This window comes from Ruegeria sp. CK1, assembly GCF_056536545.1.
Genome location: NZ_JBQFPX010000001.1, coordinates 615,871 through 631,432, shown reverse-complemented (window position 1 = coordinate 631,432; position 15,562 = coordinate 615,871). Strand labels below are relative to the sequence as shown.

At 52.2% G+C, this 15,562-nt stretch carries 13 protein-coding genes; 5 read left to right on the top strand and 8 right to left on the bottom strand.

The window, feature by feature from the left end:
* Positions 1 to 107 precede the first annotated feature (107 nt).
* From ACR0L3_RS03075 to ACR0L3_RS03065, 3 genes are all read right to left on the bottom strand, one after another.
* Positions 108 to 437, bottom strand: a complete 330-nt coding sequence (locus tag ACR0L3_RS03075; protein WP_480743538.1) for a DUF6614 family protein — start codon at positions 435 to 437, stop codon at positions 108 to 110.
* Positions 438 to 608: 171 nt separating this feature from the next.
* A complete protein-coding gene (locus tag ACR0L3_RS03070; RefSeq protein ID WP_480743536.1) occupies positions 609 to 1,949 on the bottom strand; it encodes an MATE family efflux transporter in 1,341 nt (446 codons plus the stop codon).
* A gap of 42 nt (positions 1,950 to 1,991) precedes the next feature.
* Positions 1,992 to 2,657 carry a TetR family transcriptional regulator C-terminal domain-containing protein gene (locus ACR0L3_RS03065; RefSeq protein WP_480743535.1) on the bottom strand — a complete coding sequence of 222 codons (666 nt, stop codon included), beginning with the start codon at positions 2,655 to 2,657 and terminating at the stop codon, positions 1,992 to 1,994.
* Between the two features lie 110 nt (positions 2,658 to 2,767).
* Here ACR0L3_RS03065 and ACR0L3_RS03060 point away from each other — a divergent pair, with 110 nt between their 5' ends.
* From ACR0L3_RS03060 to ACR0L3_RS03045, 4 genes are read left to right on the top strand one after another with little or no spacing between them, the layout of a single operon-like run.
* A complete protein-coding gene (locus ACR0L3_RS03060; protein WP_480743533.1) occupies positions 2,768 to 4,405 on the top strand; it encodes a phytoene desaturase family protein in 1,638 nt (545 codons plus the stop codon).
* Complete coding sequence (locus tag ACR0L3_RS03055) at positions 4,402 to 5,934, top strand: phytoene desaturase family protein (RefSeq protein WP_480743532.1); 1,533 nt, start codon at positions 4,402 to 4,404, stop codon at positions 5,932 to 5,934. The genes ACR0L3_RS03060 and ACR0L3_RS03055 overlap by 4 nt, the downstream gene beginning before the upstream one ends.
* The gene (locus ACR0L3_RS03050) at positions 5,931 to 7,106 is read left to right on the top strand and encodes an aminomethyl transferase family protein (RefSeq protein WP_480743531.1); all 1,176 of its coding nucleotides are present in this window, start codon (positions 5,931 to 5,933) and stop codon (positions 7,104 to 7,106) included. The genes ACR0L3_RS03055 and ACR0L3_RS03050 overlap by 4 nt, the downstream gene beginning before the upstream one ends.
* Positions 7,107 to 7,119: 13 nt before the next feature.
* A complete protein-coding gene (locus tag ACR0L3_RS03045; protein WP_480743529.1) occupies positions 7,120 to 8,502 on the top strand; it encodes an aminotransferase in 1,383 nt (460 codons plus the stop codon).
* Between the two features lie 31 nt (positions 8,503 to 8,533).
* Here the strand turns inward: ACR0L3_RS03045 and ACR0L3_RS03040 are convergent, their stop codons facing one another.
* Complete coding sequence (locus ACR0L3_RS03040; protein ID WP_480743527.1) at positions 8,534 to 9,313, bottom strand: methyltransferase domain-containing protein; 780 nt, start codon at positions 9,311 to 9,313, stop codon at positions 8,534 to 8,536.
* 186 nt (positions 9,314 to 9,499) lie between these two features.
* Here ACR0L3_RS03040 and ACR0L3_RS03035 point away from each other — a divergent pair, with 186 nt between their 5' ends.
* Complete coding sequence (locus ACR0L3_RS03035) at positions 9,500 to 11,959, top strand: GcvT family protein (protein ID WP_480743526.1); 2,460 nt, start codon at positions 9,500 to 9,502, stop codon at positions 11,957 to 11,959.
* A gap of 21 nt (positions 11,960 to 11,980) precedes the next feature.
* Here ACR0L3_RS03035 and ACR0L3_RS03030 read toward each other — a convergent pair whose 3' ends face one another.
* The 4 genes from ACR0L3_RS03030 to ACR0L3_RS03015 form a co-directional block, all read right to left on the bottom strand.
* On the bottom strand, positions 11,981 to 12,544 hold the full coding sequence (locus ACR0L3_RS03030; RefSeq protein WP_480743524.1) for a TetR/AcrR family transcriptional regulator: 564 nt from the start codon (positions 12,542 to 12,544) through the stop codon (positions 11,981 to 11,983).
* Between the two features lie 70 nt (positions 12,545 to 12,614).
* Positions 12,615 to 13,457 carry an ABC transporter permease subunit gene (locus ACR0L3_RS03025; RefSeq protein WP_480743522.1) on the bottom strand — a complete coding sequence of 281 codons (843 nt, stop codon included), beginning with the start codon at positions 13,455 to 13,457 and terminating at the stop codon, positions 12,615 to 12,617.
* Positions 13,458 to 14,366: an ABC transporter permease subunit gene (locus tag ACR0L3_RS03020; protein WP_480744653.1), complete on the bottom strand. Its 909-nt coding sequence runs from the start codon at positions 14,364 to 14,366 to the stop codon at positions 13,458 to 13,460.
* 50 nt (positions 14,367 to 14,416) lie between these two features.
* Complete coding sequence (locus ACR0L3_RS03015) at positions 14,417 to 15,559, bottom strand: ABC transporter ATP-binding protein (protein ID WP_480743520.1); 1,143 nt, start codon at positions 15,557 to 15,559, stop codon at positions 14,417 to 14,419.
* Between the last annotated feature and the right edge of the window lie 3 nt (positions 15,560 to 15,562).

Sequence of the window (15,562 nt, the reverse complement as noted above, 5' to 3'; positions counted from 1 at the left end):
CGTCAGGTTTCGCATACAATTTCAAAGTTTATGTCACTGATTGAATGCTCATTCAATGCAAAGTTAAGCCGTGCCGGAAACTCAGTGAGGCAACCGAGTTCATCAATTCAGAGTTCGGCCCAGAAAGTGAAAACGGGATCATGCACCATAGAAATGACCCTGCGATGCAACCCACCAAGCGGTTCAACGCGGTCTTCTATTGCCGCCCAAGCAGCATCGGCTTGCCTTTGATCTTTGAATTCAATGACCGCCATCAGGTGATGAACACGCTCTTCGTCAGTATCATAACCACTGTCTGGTTTGCGCTTGCAAAGAGGGGTACCGGCGACAGCAAGTTCGCTTTTTACAAGGAAGTTCACATACGCGCTCCAAGCTTGCTCAAAGGCTACCAATTCGACTGCAGGTTTGAGATCAAATTGGTTCAGAAGCCTTGGCATCGCTCATATATTGGCTAGAGAAACTGTCACCACCGAAACTATGCAATTCCACTAATAAAGCAATAGCGGGAGGGTTGCAGATGATCCGAAATGAAAACCCGACGGTCGATGCGGAAAGCATGCGACTCTGACTGTTGGAAAACCCGGCCTAAAAGCACGGAACTTACCAACTCAGGGTACGGCCTTGGTAAAAAAGCGATAAGTCAACGCGATTGCGGCCAAGGCAAGACCAGTACCGTACCCCATCCAAACCCCGTTCGGCCCGAACCCAAACAAAAACCCCATTGCGTACCCTACCGGCAAAGCGAAGACCCAATAGGCTACCAGAGTGATGGCAACTGGAATGTGGTTGTCCATCATCCCGCGAAAAGCGCCAAGCATTGTGCCTTGCACCCCGTCCGCGATTTGCATTGCGGCGATCACAAGAAACATCGAAATCGCAAGTGAAACGACTTCCGGGTCGTTAGAAAGGGTATTTGCGAATGGCGCCCGGCCCAAAATAATACCAGCAACCACAACGCTCATCCAACTCACCACAACAAACAGAGAAGCAAGCACAATTGGTCTAAGACGCTGGCTCTCACCCGCGCCCAATGCTTGAGCCACCCTTATGGAAATCGCAATCGAAATACCCATCGGCACCATGTAAATGACGTCGCTTACTGCAGACACAATCTGATGCGCTGCGAGAGCTGCGGCGTTGAACCACCCAAGCATAAGGCCCGCAACTGCGTAGGCAGCCCCCTCGCCGAAATACCCAACGGCGATAACAATTCCTTGTCTGAACTGCACCCTCAATTCAGCCCAGTCAAAAACAGCTGGCTGAGATGTGTTCCACTTTTTCTTCCAAGCGCCTAAAATCATTGCCGCTGCAATCAATGGCACCATCTGGGATAAAAGGCTGGCAATCCCTGCCCCAACGAGACCCAATCCCGGCCACCCCGCAACACCGTGAATAAGCACGTAATTCGCCGGAATGTTGAAACCGACGGCCAAAAACGCAAGACCGACGCCAATCCAAGGTCTGTTTATGGCGTCAAACAGTGCTTTCAAAGTATAGAAAACAGTGAATGGGATCAGCAAAAGGCTCATTGCTATCCAGTAGCCGCCGAGCAAACTTACGACTTCAGGCGGCTGGCCAATCCAATCTAGGGCAGGCTTGATACAGATCATCAGCGCAGCTCCCAACACACCAACAATCAGCGAAACCAAAAGACCTGCGCGCGTGGCGGAAACCAGGTCTTCATCGTTCGTTTTGCCAAAGGCTTCCGCCATACGAACACCAATCGCAGACACAAACCCGTAGAGCGCAGAATAGAATATGATTAGAACGGAAGCCGTAATCGAAACTGCCGCCAGCGGAAGCGTTCCAAGCGGAGCGACCATTACAGTGTCCACAACGCCAATCAAAGCGGCCGCAGCCAGTGATATGACAATAGGAAAGGCAAGGCGCACCAAATAGCGCGCCTCTCGAAATATCCTGACCCACGTCAGTCGAGGTTTTTGCGCCATCTGAACTCTCGGCACGGCAACCGACCCATTGTTTCATTTTGATTAAGCTGTCTCATCAAGAAGGTCCGGCACCAATCGAACCAGACACCCCCACGCGGCGGCTTCTGCCTCTTTTCGGCTCAGGTTATCCGGCGCAAGATGCAGGCGCTGCCAATACCCATCTGTTAAAGTTTCCATCCATTCAGCCATTTGCTCAGGTTGGATCGTGGCCTTGCTTGCCAACAAAGCCTGCCAGAGCAAGTGCAAAGTCTCGCGCCTACGGGTTTCAAAATGTTCAGCGACTTCATCATATTGCTGCTGAGACCGAAGCTCTCCCCAAAACGCATACCAGAGCGGCAAAACGTTGGGACCACAGGCATCAGGGTGGAAATCCGCTTTTATAAGAGCCCTTATTTTTTCGGCTGGCTTGTCTCCCGCTTGTTCCAAGGACTTAGTCCAGTGATCTTCGTAACGTTGGTACAGATCACGTAGAGTTTCAGTTAGAAGCCCACCTTTTGATTTAAAATAAAACGCCGCAACGCCCTGTGATAACCCGGCTTCAGACGCAACAGTAGCGAGCGTTGTTTTTGATAACCCATGAACCAGAATCGACCGGCAAGCTGCGTCTAGAAGCTGCCGACGGCGTCGATCTGCGTTCTCCTTCCGCTCTTTACGGGGACGTCTCTGCTTGGCTTCTGTCAAAGGCTCTTCCTCCTGCAATGCAGCCATCTACAGCGCGTAAAAAACATGCGTCAATGGACTTAAATTTATTTGACCGCTCAAATAAACTTTACGAAACAACATCTGCCCTGTAAACCGAAGACAAGGGAGGTGAAGAAGTGGCGCCTGAGAATAAATACGACGTGATCGTGGCCGGTGCTGGCCACAATGGTTTAACCGCTGCAGCCTATCTTGCCCGCGCAGGCATGCGTGTTCTGGTGGTCGAAAAGAACGACTGGATAGGAGGAGCCGCTGTAAGCCGGTCGTTGCACGAAGGCTGGACATACTCGAATTGCTCGTATGTCTGTTCATTGCTGAGACGCGAAATATCCAGAGACCTCGATCTGCCGAAATACGGCCTTCAAGTTATCCCTTATGAAGGCGGGGCAAGCTTTACGCGTGACGGTGACTACTTCGCCTATTACTCCGACCACAACGCCTTAAAGCGCGAAATGGCGCGCCACTCTGCACGGGATGCAGACGCCTATCGCGGCTATTCGCAAGCAATTATGCGACAGTGCCGCTTTATTCGCCCCTTTTTACTTCGTGACGCACCAGACCCAGCCTCACTTCACCCACGTGATTTGGGGGAATTAGCCTATCTCGTCAAAAAAGCTCACGGCCTGGGAAGCAGAGAACTTGGAGAAACCCTAAAATTTTGGACGATGTCCATTGGCGATTTTCTGGATCAGTATTTCGAGAATGATTTGATCAAGGCGCACATGGCCGGGTCTGGAATCATCGGCACTGGTCTTGGCGTGTACTCACCGGGAACGGCCTATGTTTTGCTGCACCATTACATGGGAGATATCGACGGCGGCATCGGAGCCTGGGGTTTTGCGCGCGGTGGCATGGGCTCAATCTCGAACGCAATTGCCGCCGCGTTCAAAGACCACGGCGGCAAAATTCAAACTGGTTCGGGCATCGAGAAATTCCTCATCAAGAATGGCCGGGTTGCAGGCGTTGCACTTGAAGACGGCAAAGAGTTCTTTGCACCGGTGGTCGCGTCCAATATGGATATCAAGCGCACCATTCTACATCATGTCGACACGGCAGAATTGCCTGATGATTTTACGAAGGCAGTTAAAAACTTCAAAATACGCGGCTCATCAGCAAAGCTGAACATCGCCCTTGATCGCTTTCCAGACTTTCCGGCAGCACCGGAACAAACCAGCATTGTCCGCGGCGACATGCACGTTTCAGAAAGCCTTTGCGAGTTGGAAAAGGCCTACGACGACTGGAAAGTCGGCCGCTGGTCTGAAAAGCCCTACATCGACATGTTGATCCCCAGCCAGATCGATCCAACAATGGCTCCTACTGGCGCGCATATGATGACGGTTTTCGTTCAATACGCGCCTTATGATCTGGATGTTGGCGGCGTTAGGTCTGCAGAAAATTGGGACGACCAGCAAAGAAAGGCTATGTCCGAAGCCGTTCTCGACCAGATGTCCGTAGCCTGCCCCGACATCCGCGAACGGGTTGTTCACATGGAAGTTCGGTCACCGCTTGAAATCGAACGAGAGGTTGGCTTGACCGAAGGCAACATCTTCCAAGGTGAGCTAACGTTCGACCAGCTCTTCTTCAACCGCCCGGTTCCCGGTTGGTCGCAGTACAATCTTCCAATTAAAGGTTTGTATCTTTGCGGTTCATCGGCTCATCCGGGTGGTGGTGTCATGGGCGCACCCGGCGCAAATGCAGCGCGTGCCATTCTGAGAAACGAAACCCGCTTCGGTCGCATGAAAGGTTACGCTGCATGAGCCAGTTTGATGCGATTGTCCTAGGCGGCGGTATAAATGGATTGGTTGCAGGTGCCCTGCTTGGCCGACAAGGCAAAAAGGTCTGCATTGTTGAAAAAGAGGATGTGTTCGGCGGGATGGCTTCTTATTCCGTGGATGCCGGTCCAACGCTCGCGCATGCTCTCTACAACCTCAGCCCGCGCACTATGGCTGAGATCGGTATTGACCCGCAGCACGAGGTGCTGAATGGACAACCAATCCCCACAGTTTCCTTAGATGACGATGGGCGACACGTTGTTTTTAGGAACGAAAGTGTCCTTTGGAGCGACGGCACCTCTCACCCGGACTCGGCGGCATGGTCCAAGTTAACGCGACAGCTCACCTCCTATGGGGACTTGTTGCGTCAACTTGCCGAAGCTCCACCACCCGGCGGTCACAAGACGATCGTTTCGCGAGACGCGCTGGCAGAGCTTCTGCGCTTGGTAAAACTCGGCATCATATTGAAAAAGCTTAATAAATCAGAAATGCGGCGTTTCTTTCAAGTCGTTCTGTCCAATGTTTACGATATTGTTCTAGATGACTTGCCAGACGGACCGGTGGCCGGAATGCTTGCTGCGGATGCAATCAGGGGTGCGGCCACCGGTCCAAGATCGCCGGGCACAGTATTCAACCTGATTTATCGATTTGGACACGGAGGGGCGGTCACCCAGCCTTCGGGCGGAATGTCTGCTTTAATAAAGCTGCTGGTCGACGCAGCGCAAAATGCAGGTTGCACGTTGATGCCCGGCACAGAAGTGTCCCGCATAGTCATAGAGGAAGACGCCGCCTCGGGCATTGTCACCTCAGACGGGATTTCCCTGAACGCGCCCATGGTGCTCAGCAGTCTCGCTCCGCAGCTTACAAGTCGAATGGTCGGGCCATCTGCCTTCGATATCGAGGCCAGCCGCCGCATTAAAAACATCAGAGCAAGAGGAACAGCGGCCAAGGTGAACCTAAGGCTAAAGGACGGATCCCCCCTACCCGGTTTACCAGGTGAATTGACGGACGCTCGTCTAATCTATGCTCCATCCGCTGAATACGTTGAAGCTGCGTTCAATCCCGCCAAGTACCGCAAAATGTCCGAAGCTCCAGTGATCGAAGCCTTCAGACTGCGCTCAGATGACGGTTCGCATTGGCTATCCACAATTGTTCAATATGCCCCATCTGATCTTGATGGAGGATGGACTGACACAGCAAAAGACCAACTTGCCCAACTGACCACCGCCACCCTAAACCGAGCCTTACCCGGCCTGCTGGATCAAATCGAAGGCGTGCAGGTCATTGCGCCTGATCAGATCGAAAGCGCGACTGGGGCACCCGGCGGGCACTGGCACCATGCCGAAATGTCCTTGGATCAACTCCTGACACTCAGACCCGCGAACGGGATGTGTCGCTACGCGATGGGCCCTGCTGGTTTGTTCATGTGCGGCGCGTCCACTCACCCAGGAGGTGACGTAATGGGCCTAGCGGGGCGCAATGCAGCATTGGCTGCACTGGGGAAAAACCAATGAGCATTTTCGCCGATCCGAAATTGGGTCTGGTACCCGGACCATTCCATAAGAATCTCGCAGAACAGAACCGTGCCCAAAGCTGGTACGACTGGGCCGGATACGCCGCCCCAGCCATTCTGGACAGCGTCGAATTCGAGTACTTCGCGCTTCGTAATCAGGCATCTCTGTTCGACATTTCACCGATGCAAAAATACCGACTGACTGGTCCAGACACCACTGCAATGCTTAATCGCCTTGTCACGCGCGACGTTCGAAAAATCGGAAAAGCGCGTGTCGGATATGCCGTCTGGTGTGACGAAGAAGGTATGGTTATCGATGACGGAACTTTGTTCCGTCTTGGCGACAACGATTGGCGGCTGTGCTGCCAAGAGCCGATGTTGACATGGTTGTTGGATGCCGCCTGGGGCTTTGACGTTTCTGTACAGGATGAAAGTCACAACGTCGCTGGTCTGTCCCTGCAAGGGCCGACATCCTACGCGGTGCTGGAAGCTGCGGGGATGGATGTCGGCACCCTGAAACCATTCGATCTTACTCAGATCGAGCCTAATCTTTTGATTTCACGAACAGGGTTTACCGGTGACTTAGGCTATGAACTCTGGTGCGAGTGGAACGATGCGGAAGAACTCTGGAATAGAATCTGGAAAGGCGGCGCCCACCAAGGACTGCGTGCCATCGGGTACGACGCTGTCAATATCGCTCGCATCGAAGCGGGCTTTTTGACTGCAGGTGTCGATTTCCAACCGGTTCACGCAACCGAACGCCTGCACCGAGGCCAAACGCCGTTCGAACTTGGTCTGGGCAGAATGGTTGACTTCAACAAAGGGCATTTCAACGGTCGCCGGGCGCTGTTGCTCAAACGGGATGCTCCGAGAAGCTTGCTTATGAGGTTCGACGTTGAAGGCTTCAAACCCGCAGAAGGTTCGTTGATCTACAACCGCCGCAAACGAGAAGTTGGGCACGTAACATCAGGCATTTGGTCTCCTACTGCCAAACGCAACATCGCACTGGCGCATGTTCGGATGCCTGATGCAAACCGGTCATCCGGTCTAAAGGCTGAAATCTACACTTTGGAAGAAGGCAAGTGGGACACCAGAATGGCGCGTCTTACACCCATAGAGGGCGCCTTTTTCGCACCGCCGCGCGCACGAGCAACGCCGCCGGCCCGCACGTAACGGAGGCACGAACGTGAACAACTTTGGCAATACACCAACTGATGTAGATCTCATAAAATGGGATCGCGATCACCACTTGCATCCTTGGGCTGGGACCGAAGGCTTTGGTTCCGATGAATACATGCGTGTTAACACCGCAGACGGTATCTACCTTTGGGATGCGGCTGGAAAACGTTATATCGATGGCCCGGGTGGCATGTGGTGTACGCAGATTGGCTACGGTCGCCAAGAGATGGCCAATACCATCTCGGAGCAAGTTATGAAGATGCCTTACGCGTCTCCATGGTCCTTCACGACAGAGCCCGCAGCTGTGTTAGCCCGCATGATCGCTGAGCGTACTCCCGGTGATTTGAATACAGTGCACTTTACAACCGGCGGGTCCACAGCTGTCGATACCGCGTTGCGCACCGCACTTTTCCTGAACACAAGGCTAGGCAGACCGGAAAAGAAAATCGTGATTGGCCGGGAAAAAGGGTATCACGGATCGACGTATCTGGCAGCGACGGTCACGGGGAAAGAACGCTTCGAGACAAGCTTTGAAAAAGCTCAGGATCTAGTACGCTTTCTTCCCGACGTTAATCCATACCACCGGCCAGAGGGGATGGGCGTCGATGAATGGTGTAACGCCAAAGTAGCCGATCTTGAGAACCTGATCTCTGAGGTCGGTGCCAATCGGATCGCTGCCTTTATAGCCGAGCCGATCCTGTGCTCAGGCGGCGTGATTGTCCCTCCTCCGGGGTACCACAAACGCACGCTCGAAATCTGTCGCGCAAATGACATCCTATATATTTCGGATGAGGTCGTAACCGGGTTTGGACGATTGGGTCATTGGTTCGCATCAGAAGAAGTATTTGGAATCGTTCCGGACATTATCACCAGCGCGAAAGGGTTGACCTCAGGATATCTTCCGCTTGGCGCTTGCATTATCTCAGACGCCGTCATGAAACGTATCGCAGACGCACCAGGCGATGACGTTTTCTACAACGGCTACACCTATTCGGGCCATCCAGTCAGTTGTGCGGCAGCAATCAAGAACATCGAGATAATGGAACGGGAAGACATTCTTGGACATGTGCGTCGTGTAACACCGCAGTTTCAGGAGCGTCTGCACCACATCAAAGAGAAATTTCCCATAGTCGGCGACGTGCGCGGCGACGGTTTGCTTGGGTGTATTGAATGCCGACCTGGACTGCAGAATGAAAGCTATGAAGCCCACGTTAAGTTTGGGCAAAAATTGGACGACGCCTGCGAGGAAATGGGCCTGTTACTGCGCCCATTTGGAAACATGGCCGTGTTCTCTCCACCTCTGATCATAACTTCTTCTCAAATAGACGAAATGTTTGACATCATGGAGGTTGGAATGGAGCGTGTCAGCAAAGACTATGCCGCAAGCTAGTCAATAAGTTCGAAGCTTGCTTCAAGCTGCATCAAAACGGTTTGCGCCCTCGGATGTGATGCGGGCAGTGTTCTCCGGTTTTTAACACTGGTTGCATTGCGTCCCAGATTTCAATTTGGTGCGCAATAAAATCGGCACCATGTCTTGCCTCCCACCCTGCTCGGTTGGGGCCTGTTAACTCTTTAAGTTCTGCAGCGGACACTTCCGAGTACCAAGAGTTGCGGTTAACCAATTCTACGTTTTCGAACCCAGCCGCCTGCATCGCAGCGCGGTATTTTTCCGGTGAAGCCATTCGAAACTCTAAGGCTTCCATCTTGACGTAGTGCTCCATCTCAGGGGACATTTCACCATCATGATTGGTCAGCCAGTCAGATGCTGCAAAGTTCCCACCCGGCTTCAACACCCGAAATGCCTCGGCTGCCATCGCTGCTTTGTCGGGAATGTGAATGATAGAATCCTTTGAAAAAACCACGTCGAAGGTGCCATCTTCAAAGGGCATTGGACCAGAAGTAACCTCGACAATCTCGACGTTTTCTTCCAACCCGGCCAGTAGCGCACGTTCTCTTGCAGCAGCGCAGACCGGTGCCTCGACATCAATACCTGTCACTCTTTCCGCGCCAAATTCGCTGACCAGCAACACAGCAATTGCACCGGAACCGCAGCCTATATCAAGGATATGATTGCCTTTTAGATCGATCCCGTCGACAACCCGAGCCACTTCATCCAGGCCCCCTGGCGACAGGAAGCCCTCCCCCCAAAGCTCCTCTAAAAAGTCGATTGCTTGACGGTCATAGAGGATTTCATCAGACATAAGGTCTCCGGTTCAAGTTGCCAGCTCATCACTCTAGTGAACTCTGATCTAAGCTTTTTGACAAGCCTCATGATCGCTTAGAGAGCCGACTTTCCACTCTATTTATTGAATGATCATTCAGTCAGTAGACAGAAGCTATTTTGGTTGGTATGCGAATAGTTAACCGCCACAGAAGGAAATCATCGCATGGCTGAAAACCTGCCGACGCAAGCTCAGACCATCATTATTGGTGGCGGTTCAATTGGCGTAAATACGGCTTATCATCTGACCAAACTCGGCCACACAGACGTGGTCGTTCTGGAACAAGGGCAAGTGACCTCTGGAACCACTTGGCACGCCGCAGGTCTGATCGTAGCCGGGCTTTTGAAGTCGGAAGCCGAATGCTCAATCTACACGCATGGGCGCGACCTTTACGCGAACCTGGAAAAAGAAACAGGCATTCCAACCGGCTTCCGTGATGTCGGGTATCTGCAAATTGCGACCAACGACGAACGCCTTCACGAAATGCGCCGTACCGCTGCCTTCATGCGTCGTTTCGGGATCAACAATCATGAAATCTCAGTCAAAGAGGCTCAGGACATGTTCCCCATCGGCGACCTTTCCGATGTCGTCGGAGCGTTCCTTATTCCAGAAGACGGACGAGCTAACCCTGTTGACGTGACAATGTCACTTGCGAAGGGGGCTCGCAACAGAGGGGCGCGTATCTTTGAAAGTGTTCGCGTTGATGAGATATTGACGAGGAACAGCACTGCAACCGGAGTACGCACTGCAACCGGTCACGTCATTTCCGCAGAAAACGTTGTGATCTGCGGCGGCATGTGGTCTCGTCAATTGGGTGCGAAACATGGTGTCAATTTACCTCTTCAGGCAGCTGAGCATTACTACTTGATAACCGAAAACATCCCGGGCTTGCCTCGTGATTTACCGGTTCTCGAAGATCCTTCCACGTATACCTACTATCGCGAAGAAGTCGGAGGAATGATGCTTGGGCTATTTGAACCCGGCGCGGCGGCATGGAAGCTGGACGGTATCCCGGATGAGTGGCAGTTCGGCGAGATTGAACCAGACTGGGAACGCGTCGGGCCCGATCTAGAAAAAGCATATTCTCGCGTGCCGGACACTATGAACTACGGCGTCAAGAAACTGTTCTGTGGTCCCGAAAGTTTTACGCCAGATCTTGCACCTCTTGTTGGCCCAACGCCGGAACTTCGCAATCTCTGGGTTGCATGTGGGATGAATTCATTGGGCATCTTGAACGGCGCCGGTACAGGCATGGTTCTGGCCCATTGGATGGTAGATGGCGTCCCTCCGATCGATGTCACAGGCATAAATGTCAATCGCTTCTCGCGTGAAGTGGCCACCCCTGCTTTCCGGCGAGACCGAACGCCGGAACTGCTGGGCAAACTGTTTGGCCAGCACTACCACAACGAGAACTTCAAAACGGCTAGAAATGTGAAGCGGTCGGTGCTCTACGATCGCCTCAAGGATGCCGGCGCTTTTTTTGGAGAGGGCAATGGTTGGGAGCAACCTGACTGGTTCGCACCAACGCCTGAACAAGCCAAAATCGAGAAATACAGCTGGCATCGCCAGAATTGGTTCGAATGGCACGCCGAAGAACACAAGGCAGCCCGCGAAGATGTCGTTGTGATGGACATGACGTCTATGGCGTGTTTCAGCGTTGAAGGTCCGGACGCATGCGCCCTTCTCTCTCGCCTTTCTTGCAATGACGTCAATGTAGAACCCGGTCGGGTGGTCTATACGGCTTGGGTAAATGAAAAAGGCGGGTTCGAGGCCGATCTCACCGTAACCCGACTATCAGAAGATAAGTTTTGGGTGATCGTTGGGGAAAACTCGGCTGGCCACACTGAAATGCGGATGCGGCGGCACATCCTGGACGCTGAAACTGTCGTCATCACGGACGTCACTGCCGGACGCTGCCAGATCAACGTTCACGGTCCAAAATCACGCGAACTGCTGAGCAGACTGTCTGGCGACGATTTGTCGAACGAAGGGTTCCCGTTCATGACTGCGCGTGAAATCGACGTGGGTTACGCCGTTGTTCTGGCGTATCGTGTAACCTTTGTCGGCGAACTAGGCTGGGAACTGCATGTGCCGACCACTCAAGCGGTACAGACATACGACCTAATAATGGAGGCCGGTCGCGATCTGGGCGTTCGAAACGCGGGAATGCAAACACTGAACTCCTTGCGGCTCGAGAAGGCTTATCGCGATTTTGGCATAGACGTAGACAATACGGACAATCCGATTGAGGCTGGGCTTGGCTTTGCCGTGAAGCTGGACAAACCCGGTGGATTCATCGGCCAGGGCGCGCTGGCCTCGATAAAGGCCAATGGCACACCCAGAAACCGCATGCTTCAATTTTTGCTCAAGGATCCAAAACCCCTGATGTACGGCAATGAGTTGATCCATTTGAACGGCACGGAAGTTGGTTACATTCAAGTCGGCGGTTACGGGCATACATTAGGCGGAGCCGTCGGCATTGGATTTGCCGAGATTCAAGAGCCCCTCACCGCGGACATCGTTGCGTCCGGGCAATGGCATATAGAAATCGCAGACGAGAAATTCGAAGCGACAGCCTCATTGAAACCGCTTTATGACCCCGAGATGCAAAAGATACGGCGCTGAGCGGTTTAACGGATCTGCTGTTCAGAGCGGAAAGTGTCTTGGAAAGAACCGCGACAATGAAAACAGGCAAACTTTCCTGAACTCTCGTCGATCAGCCGCTTTGGGATACAACAACAGGCTGAGCCAGGCGCCATCCGATAATGCCTCTACGGCGCGGGCTGTTTGGTCGACCTCAAGTTCATCGTAGCCGCCATCAGCGATTAACTCTCCACACAATTGGCGAATGCGCTCATATCTTTCATTGTCGTATTTATTGTGTATTTTTAGATAGTTAGGTCGGTACTTTGCTTGCCCCCAAAACGCAAACCAAACCGCCAGCCTTTTGTGAGTGCAAGTGCTTTTGTCAAAGTCTGCACTTATGATGGCCGCCAGCCTATGCGCTGGTGTCGGTTCCGCCTCATCATAATATCTTAGCCAGTTTTCATAGTGCTCCTGAGCAAGGAACCCCAAGGTGGCATCGTACAAAGCCTCTTTGCTTTCAAAGTGATAATTCACCACCCCGTGGGACAGGTTGGCAGTTTCCGTCACGTGTTTAAGCGTCGTGTCGGAAAACCCACGTTTCGAGATTGAGTCAATCGCAGCCATAATCAACTGCAAACGGCGAACTTCAGGAGGTTCAGTGCGTCGTCTTTTCTGGAGCTCATTCGCCTCCAATTTATTTCTCCTCTCGTTCGGCCATCTGCCGATCCAGTAAGTCAGCTCTTTGCTGCCGGAACATAACAATGGCAGCGATTGCGACACAAATTGCGATTACAAGAATCATAATTGTCGCCAACGCGTTTATGTCCGGCCTCAACCCCAGTCGAATGCGCGAAAAGATCAAAATTGGCAAGGTGTTCGCGCCTGGGCCAGTAACAAAACTAGCGATAACAAGATCGTCTAAGGACAGTGTAAATGCCAACAACCAACCCGAAATAAGGGCCGGTGTCAGCTGTGGGATCGTGATCGCTGTAAGAACCTTGAACGGTTTGGCCCCCAAGTCGGCCGCCGCTTCTTCCAGTGTTTGCCCCACACCAGTCAAACGCGCCTGAATGGTCACAGCCACGTAGGCCATAGAAAAAGTGATGTGCGCAATTGTTATCGTTGCAAAGCCACGCTCGGCTGGCCAACCGATCAACTGGTTGAGAGATATGAAAAATACCAGCAGGGAGAGGCCTGTAATTACTTCGGGCATCACCAAAGGTGCGACCAGCATTCCGCCAAACAAAGTCCGCCCCTTGAACCGCCCGAACCTAACCATGGCGAGCCCAGCAAGGGTGCCGAGTATTGTTGCGAACGTGGCGTTCACAACAGCAATTTTCAAACTCAGGGAAACTGCGCTCCAGACTTCGGTAGATTGAAACAGTTCTTTGTACCAACGCAAAGACCAACCGCCCCAAACAGGGACGAGTTTTGAGTAATTGAATGAGTAGATCACCAATAGGATCATTGGGATGTAGAAAAACGCCAATCCCAATGTCAGCATAATCGTCAGAAAGCGCGAGCGTTTACCGTACATTTACTGCTCCTCTGACGCTTTACCCTGGAAGTGCTGGAAAACCATTATTGGCAGCACCAGAATTAACAGCAGGACAATCGCAACCGCTGCCGCGACCGGCCAGTCGCTGTTTCTAGAGAACTCGTTGTAGAGAACGCGGCCAATCATTTGGACGTTCCCGCCGCCCAACAAATCGGGGATGACGTATTCCCCGGTTGCGGGGATAAAAACCAGCAACGAACCCGCAACAATGCCGGGCATTGTCAGAGGCAATGTGATCTTGAAAAACGTATTGGTGGGCCGTGACCCAAGATCCGCGGCAGCCTCATTCAAGCTGTTGTCCAGTTTTTCCATATTCGCATAAAGCGGCAGGATCATGAAAGGCATGTACGTGTATACGATGCCGATGTAGACCGCGAATTCCGTATACAGCATCCGGATCGGCTCATCGATTATACCCAGTGCTATCAATATGTTGTTAACCGTACCCTGATCTGCGAGCAAACCCATCCACGAATAGACCCGAAGCAAAAATGATGTCCAGAACGGCAGGATAATTGCGAACAAGAGAAGGGGTTTAGCGACCGGGCCCGATCTAACAATCGAATAGGCAATGGGGTAGCCGAACAAGAGACAAAGAAACGTCGAAGTAACCGAAATCTTGAGCGAATTGACATACGTGTCGAAGTAGAGGCTATCTTCCCAAATATAGATGAAATTGTCGAACACCAGCCGGATTGTCATGATTCCGCTGTCGGTCCACTCAATCAAACTTGTGAAAGGCGGGCTTGCGATAGCAAGTTCCGCAAGACTAATTTTGGCGACGATAAAGAATGGTGCCAAAAAGAATACGAGCAGCCAGAAAAACGGAATAGCAGTAACAATCTGGCGCCAACTGTTCTGCACCCTCCGCATTATCAAACGAAGCATAGGCTGCTGTTCTGCCTGAAGTGGCTCGGACATATCTTCCGTAAAATCAGTCATGAATGGAGCAACATGGCGCTGGATGGATCCCAACTGATGCTCACCTTGTCTTCCCAAGTGATGCGCTGTGTGTCGTGTGTTGGGCGCGACTGATTAGGTCTTGTAACGTCGAAAATCTCTCCGTTGGGAAGACGAACTTTGTAAATCGACGTCTCTCCCAGATAGCCAACGTCATCAACAATGGCCTGAGTCTGGTTTGGCCCAGCCGCCACTTCATCCGATTTCGCAAGGTGGATTTTCTCAGGCCTCAACGCCAACCATATTTTACTTCCAACTTTTACCGAGTGACCGTGATCAATATAGACCTCGCAAAACTCAGTCTCGACCCGAACATGATCAGCGCCGTCTTCTGTGACCCTGCCCTCGAAAATGTTTGCCGAACCAATAAAGTCCGCGACGAAACGGGATTCGGGGAATTCATATATCTCGGTTGGCGTTCCTATCTGCTTGAACCGGCCTGCATCCATAACCGCCATTCTTGAAGAAAGCGTCATCGCTTCTTCCTGATCATGGGTCACAACGATGAATGTGACTCCGACTTTGTCTTGAATGTTGGCCAATTCGAATTGGGTTTGCTTGCGCAGTTTCTTGTCCAACGCCGCCAATGGTTCATCCAGAAGCAGAAGCTTGGGGCGTTTTACAAGGGCGCGTGCCAAAGCCACGCGTTGCCGCTGCCCCCCTGACAATTGCTTAGGCTTTCTAGTCTTAAAGTCTTCCAGCTCGACGAGTTTAAGGATGTCATGCACTCTGTCTGCTATATCAAACTTTGGGACATGGTCCTGTTCCAATCCAAATGCCACGTTCTTTTCCACCGTCATGTGTGGGAACAGTGCGTAGCTCTGAAACATCATGTTGGTTGGACGTTCGTAGGCAGGAACATTCGCCATATCGACGCCGTCGATTTTGATCGTGCCGGAGTTCAAATCCTCAAACCCTGCCAGCATCCTCAATAGGGTAGACTTCCCGCAGCCTGATCCCCCCAACAGGCAAAACAATTCGCCTTTGTAGATATCGAGGTCCACGTTATCCACGGCGGTCACTTCGCCGTATTTTTTGGTTACACCCTTAATTTGGACTAAAGGTTGCTTGTCACTTTGGTCGTGCCAAGGTGCTGCACTGACAGTTGAAGAAACAGTCAATTT

Coding starts and splice junctions, on each gene's coding strand:
- ACR0L3_RS03025 (WP_480743522.1), bottom strand. CDS start 13,457: ATGTACGGTAAACGCTCGCGCTTTCTGACGATTATGCTGACATTGGGA.
- ACR0L3_RS03050 (WP_480743531.1), top strand. CDS start 5,931: ATGAGCATTTTCGCCGATCCGAAATTGGGTCTGGTACCCGGACCATTC.
- ACR0L3_RS03055 (WP_480743532.1), top strand. CDS start 4,402: ATGAGCCAGTTTGATGCGATTGTCCTAGGCGGCGGTATAAATGGATTG.
- ACR0L3_RS03075 (WP_480743538.1), bottom strand. CDS start 437: ATGCCAAGGCTTCTGAACCAATTTGATCTCAAACCTGCAGTCGAATTG.
- ACR0L3_RS03020 (WP_480744653.1), bottom strand. CDS start 14,366: ATGCTTCGTTTGATAATGCGGAGGGTGCAGAACAGTTGGCGCCAGATT.
- ACR0L3_RS03030 (WP_480743524.1), bottom strand. CDS start 12,544: ATGGCTGCGATTGACTCAATCTCGAAACGTGGGTTTTCCGACACGACG.
- ACR0L3_RS03035 (WP_480743526.1), top strand. CDS start 9,500: ATGGCTGAAAACCTGCCGACGCAAGCTCAGACCATCATTATTGGTGGC.
- ACR0L3_RS03040 (WP_480743527.1), bottom strand. CDS start 9,313: ATGTCTGATGAAATCCTCTATGACCGTCAAGCAATCGACTTTTTAGAG.
- ACR0L3_RS03065 (WP_480743535.1), bottom strand. CDS start 2,657: ATGGCTGCATTGCAGGAGGAAGAGCCTTTGACAGAAGCCAAGCAGAGA.
- ACR0L3_RS03070 (WP_480743536.1), bottom strand. CDS start 1,949: ATGGCGCAAAAACCTCGACTGACGTGGGTCAGGATATTTCGAGAGGCG.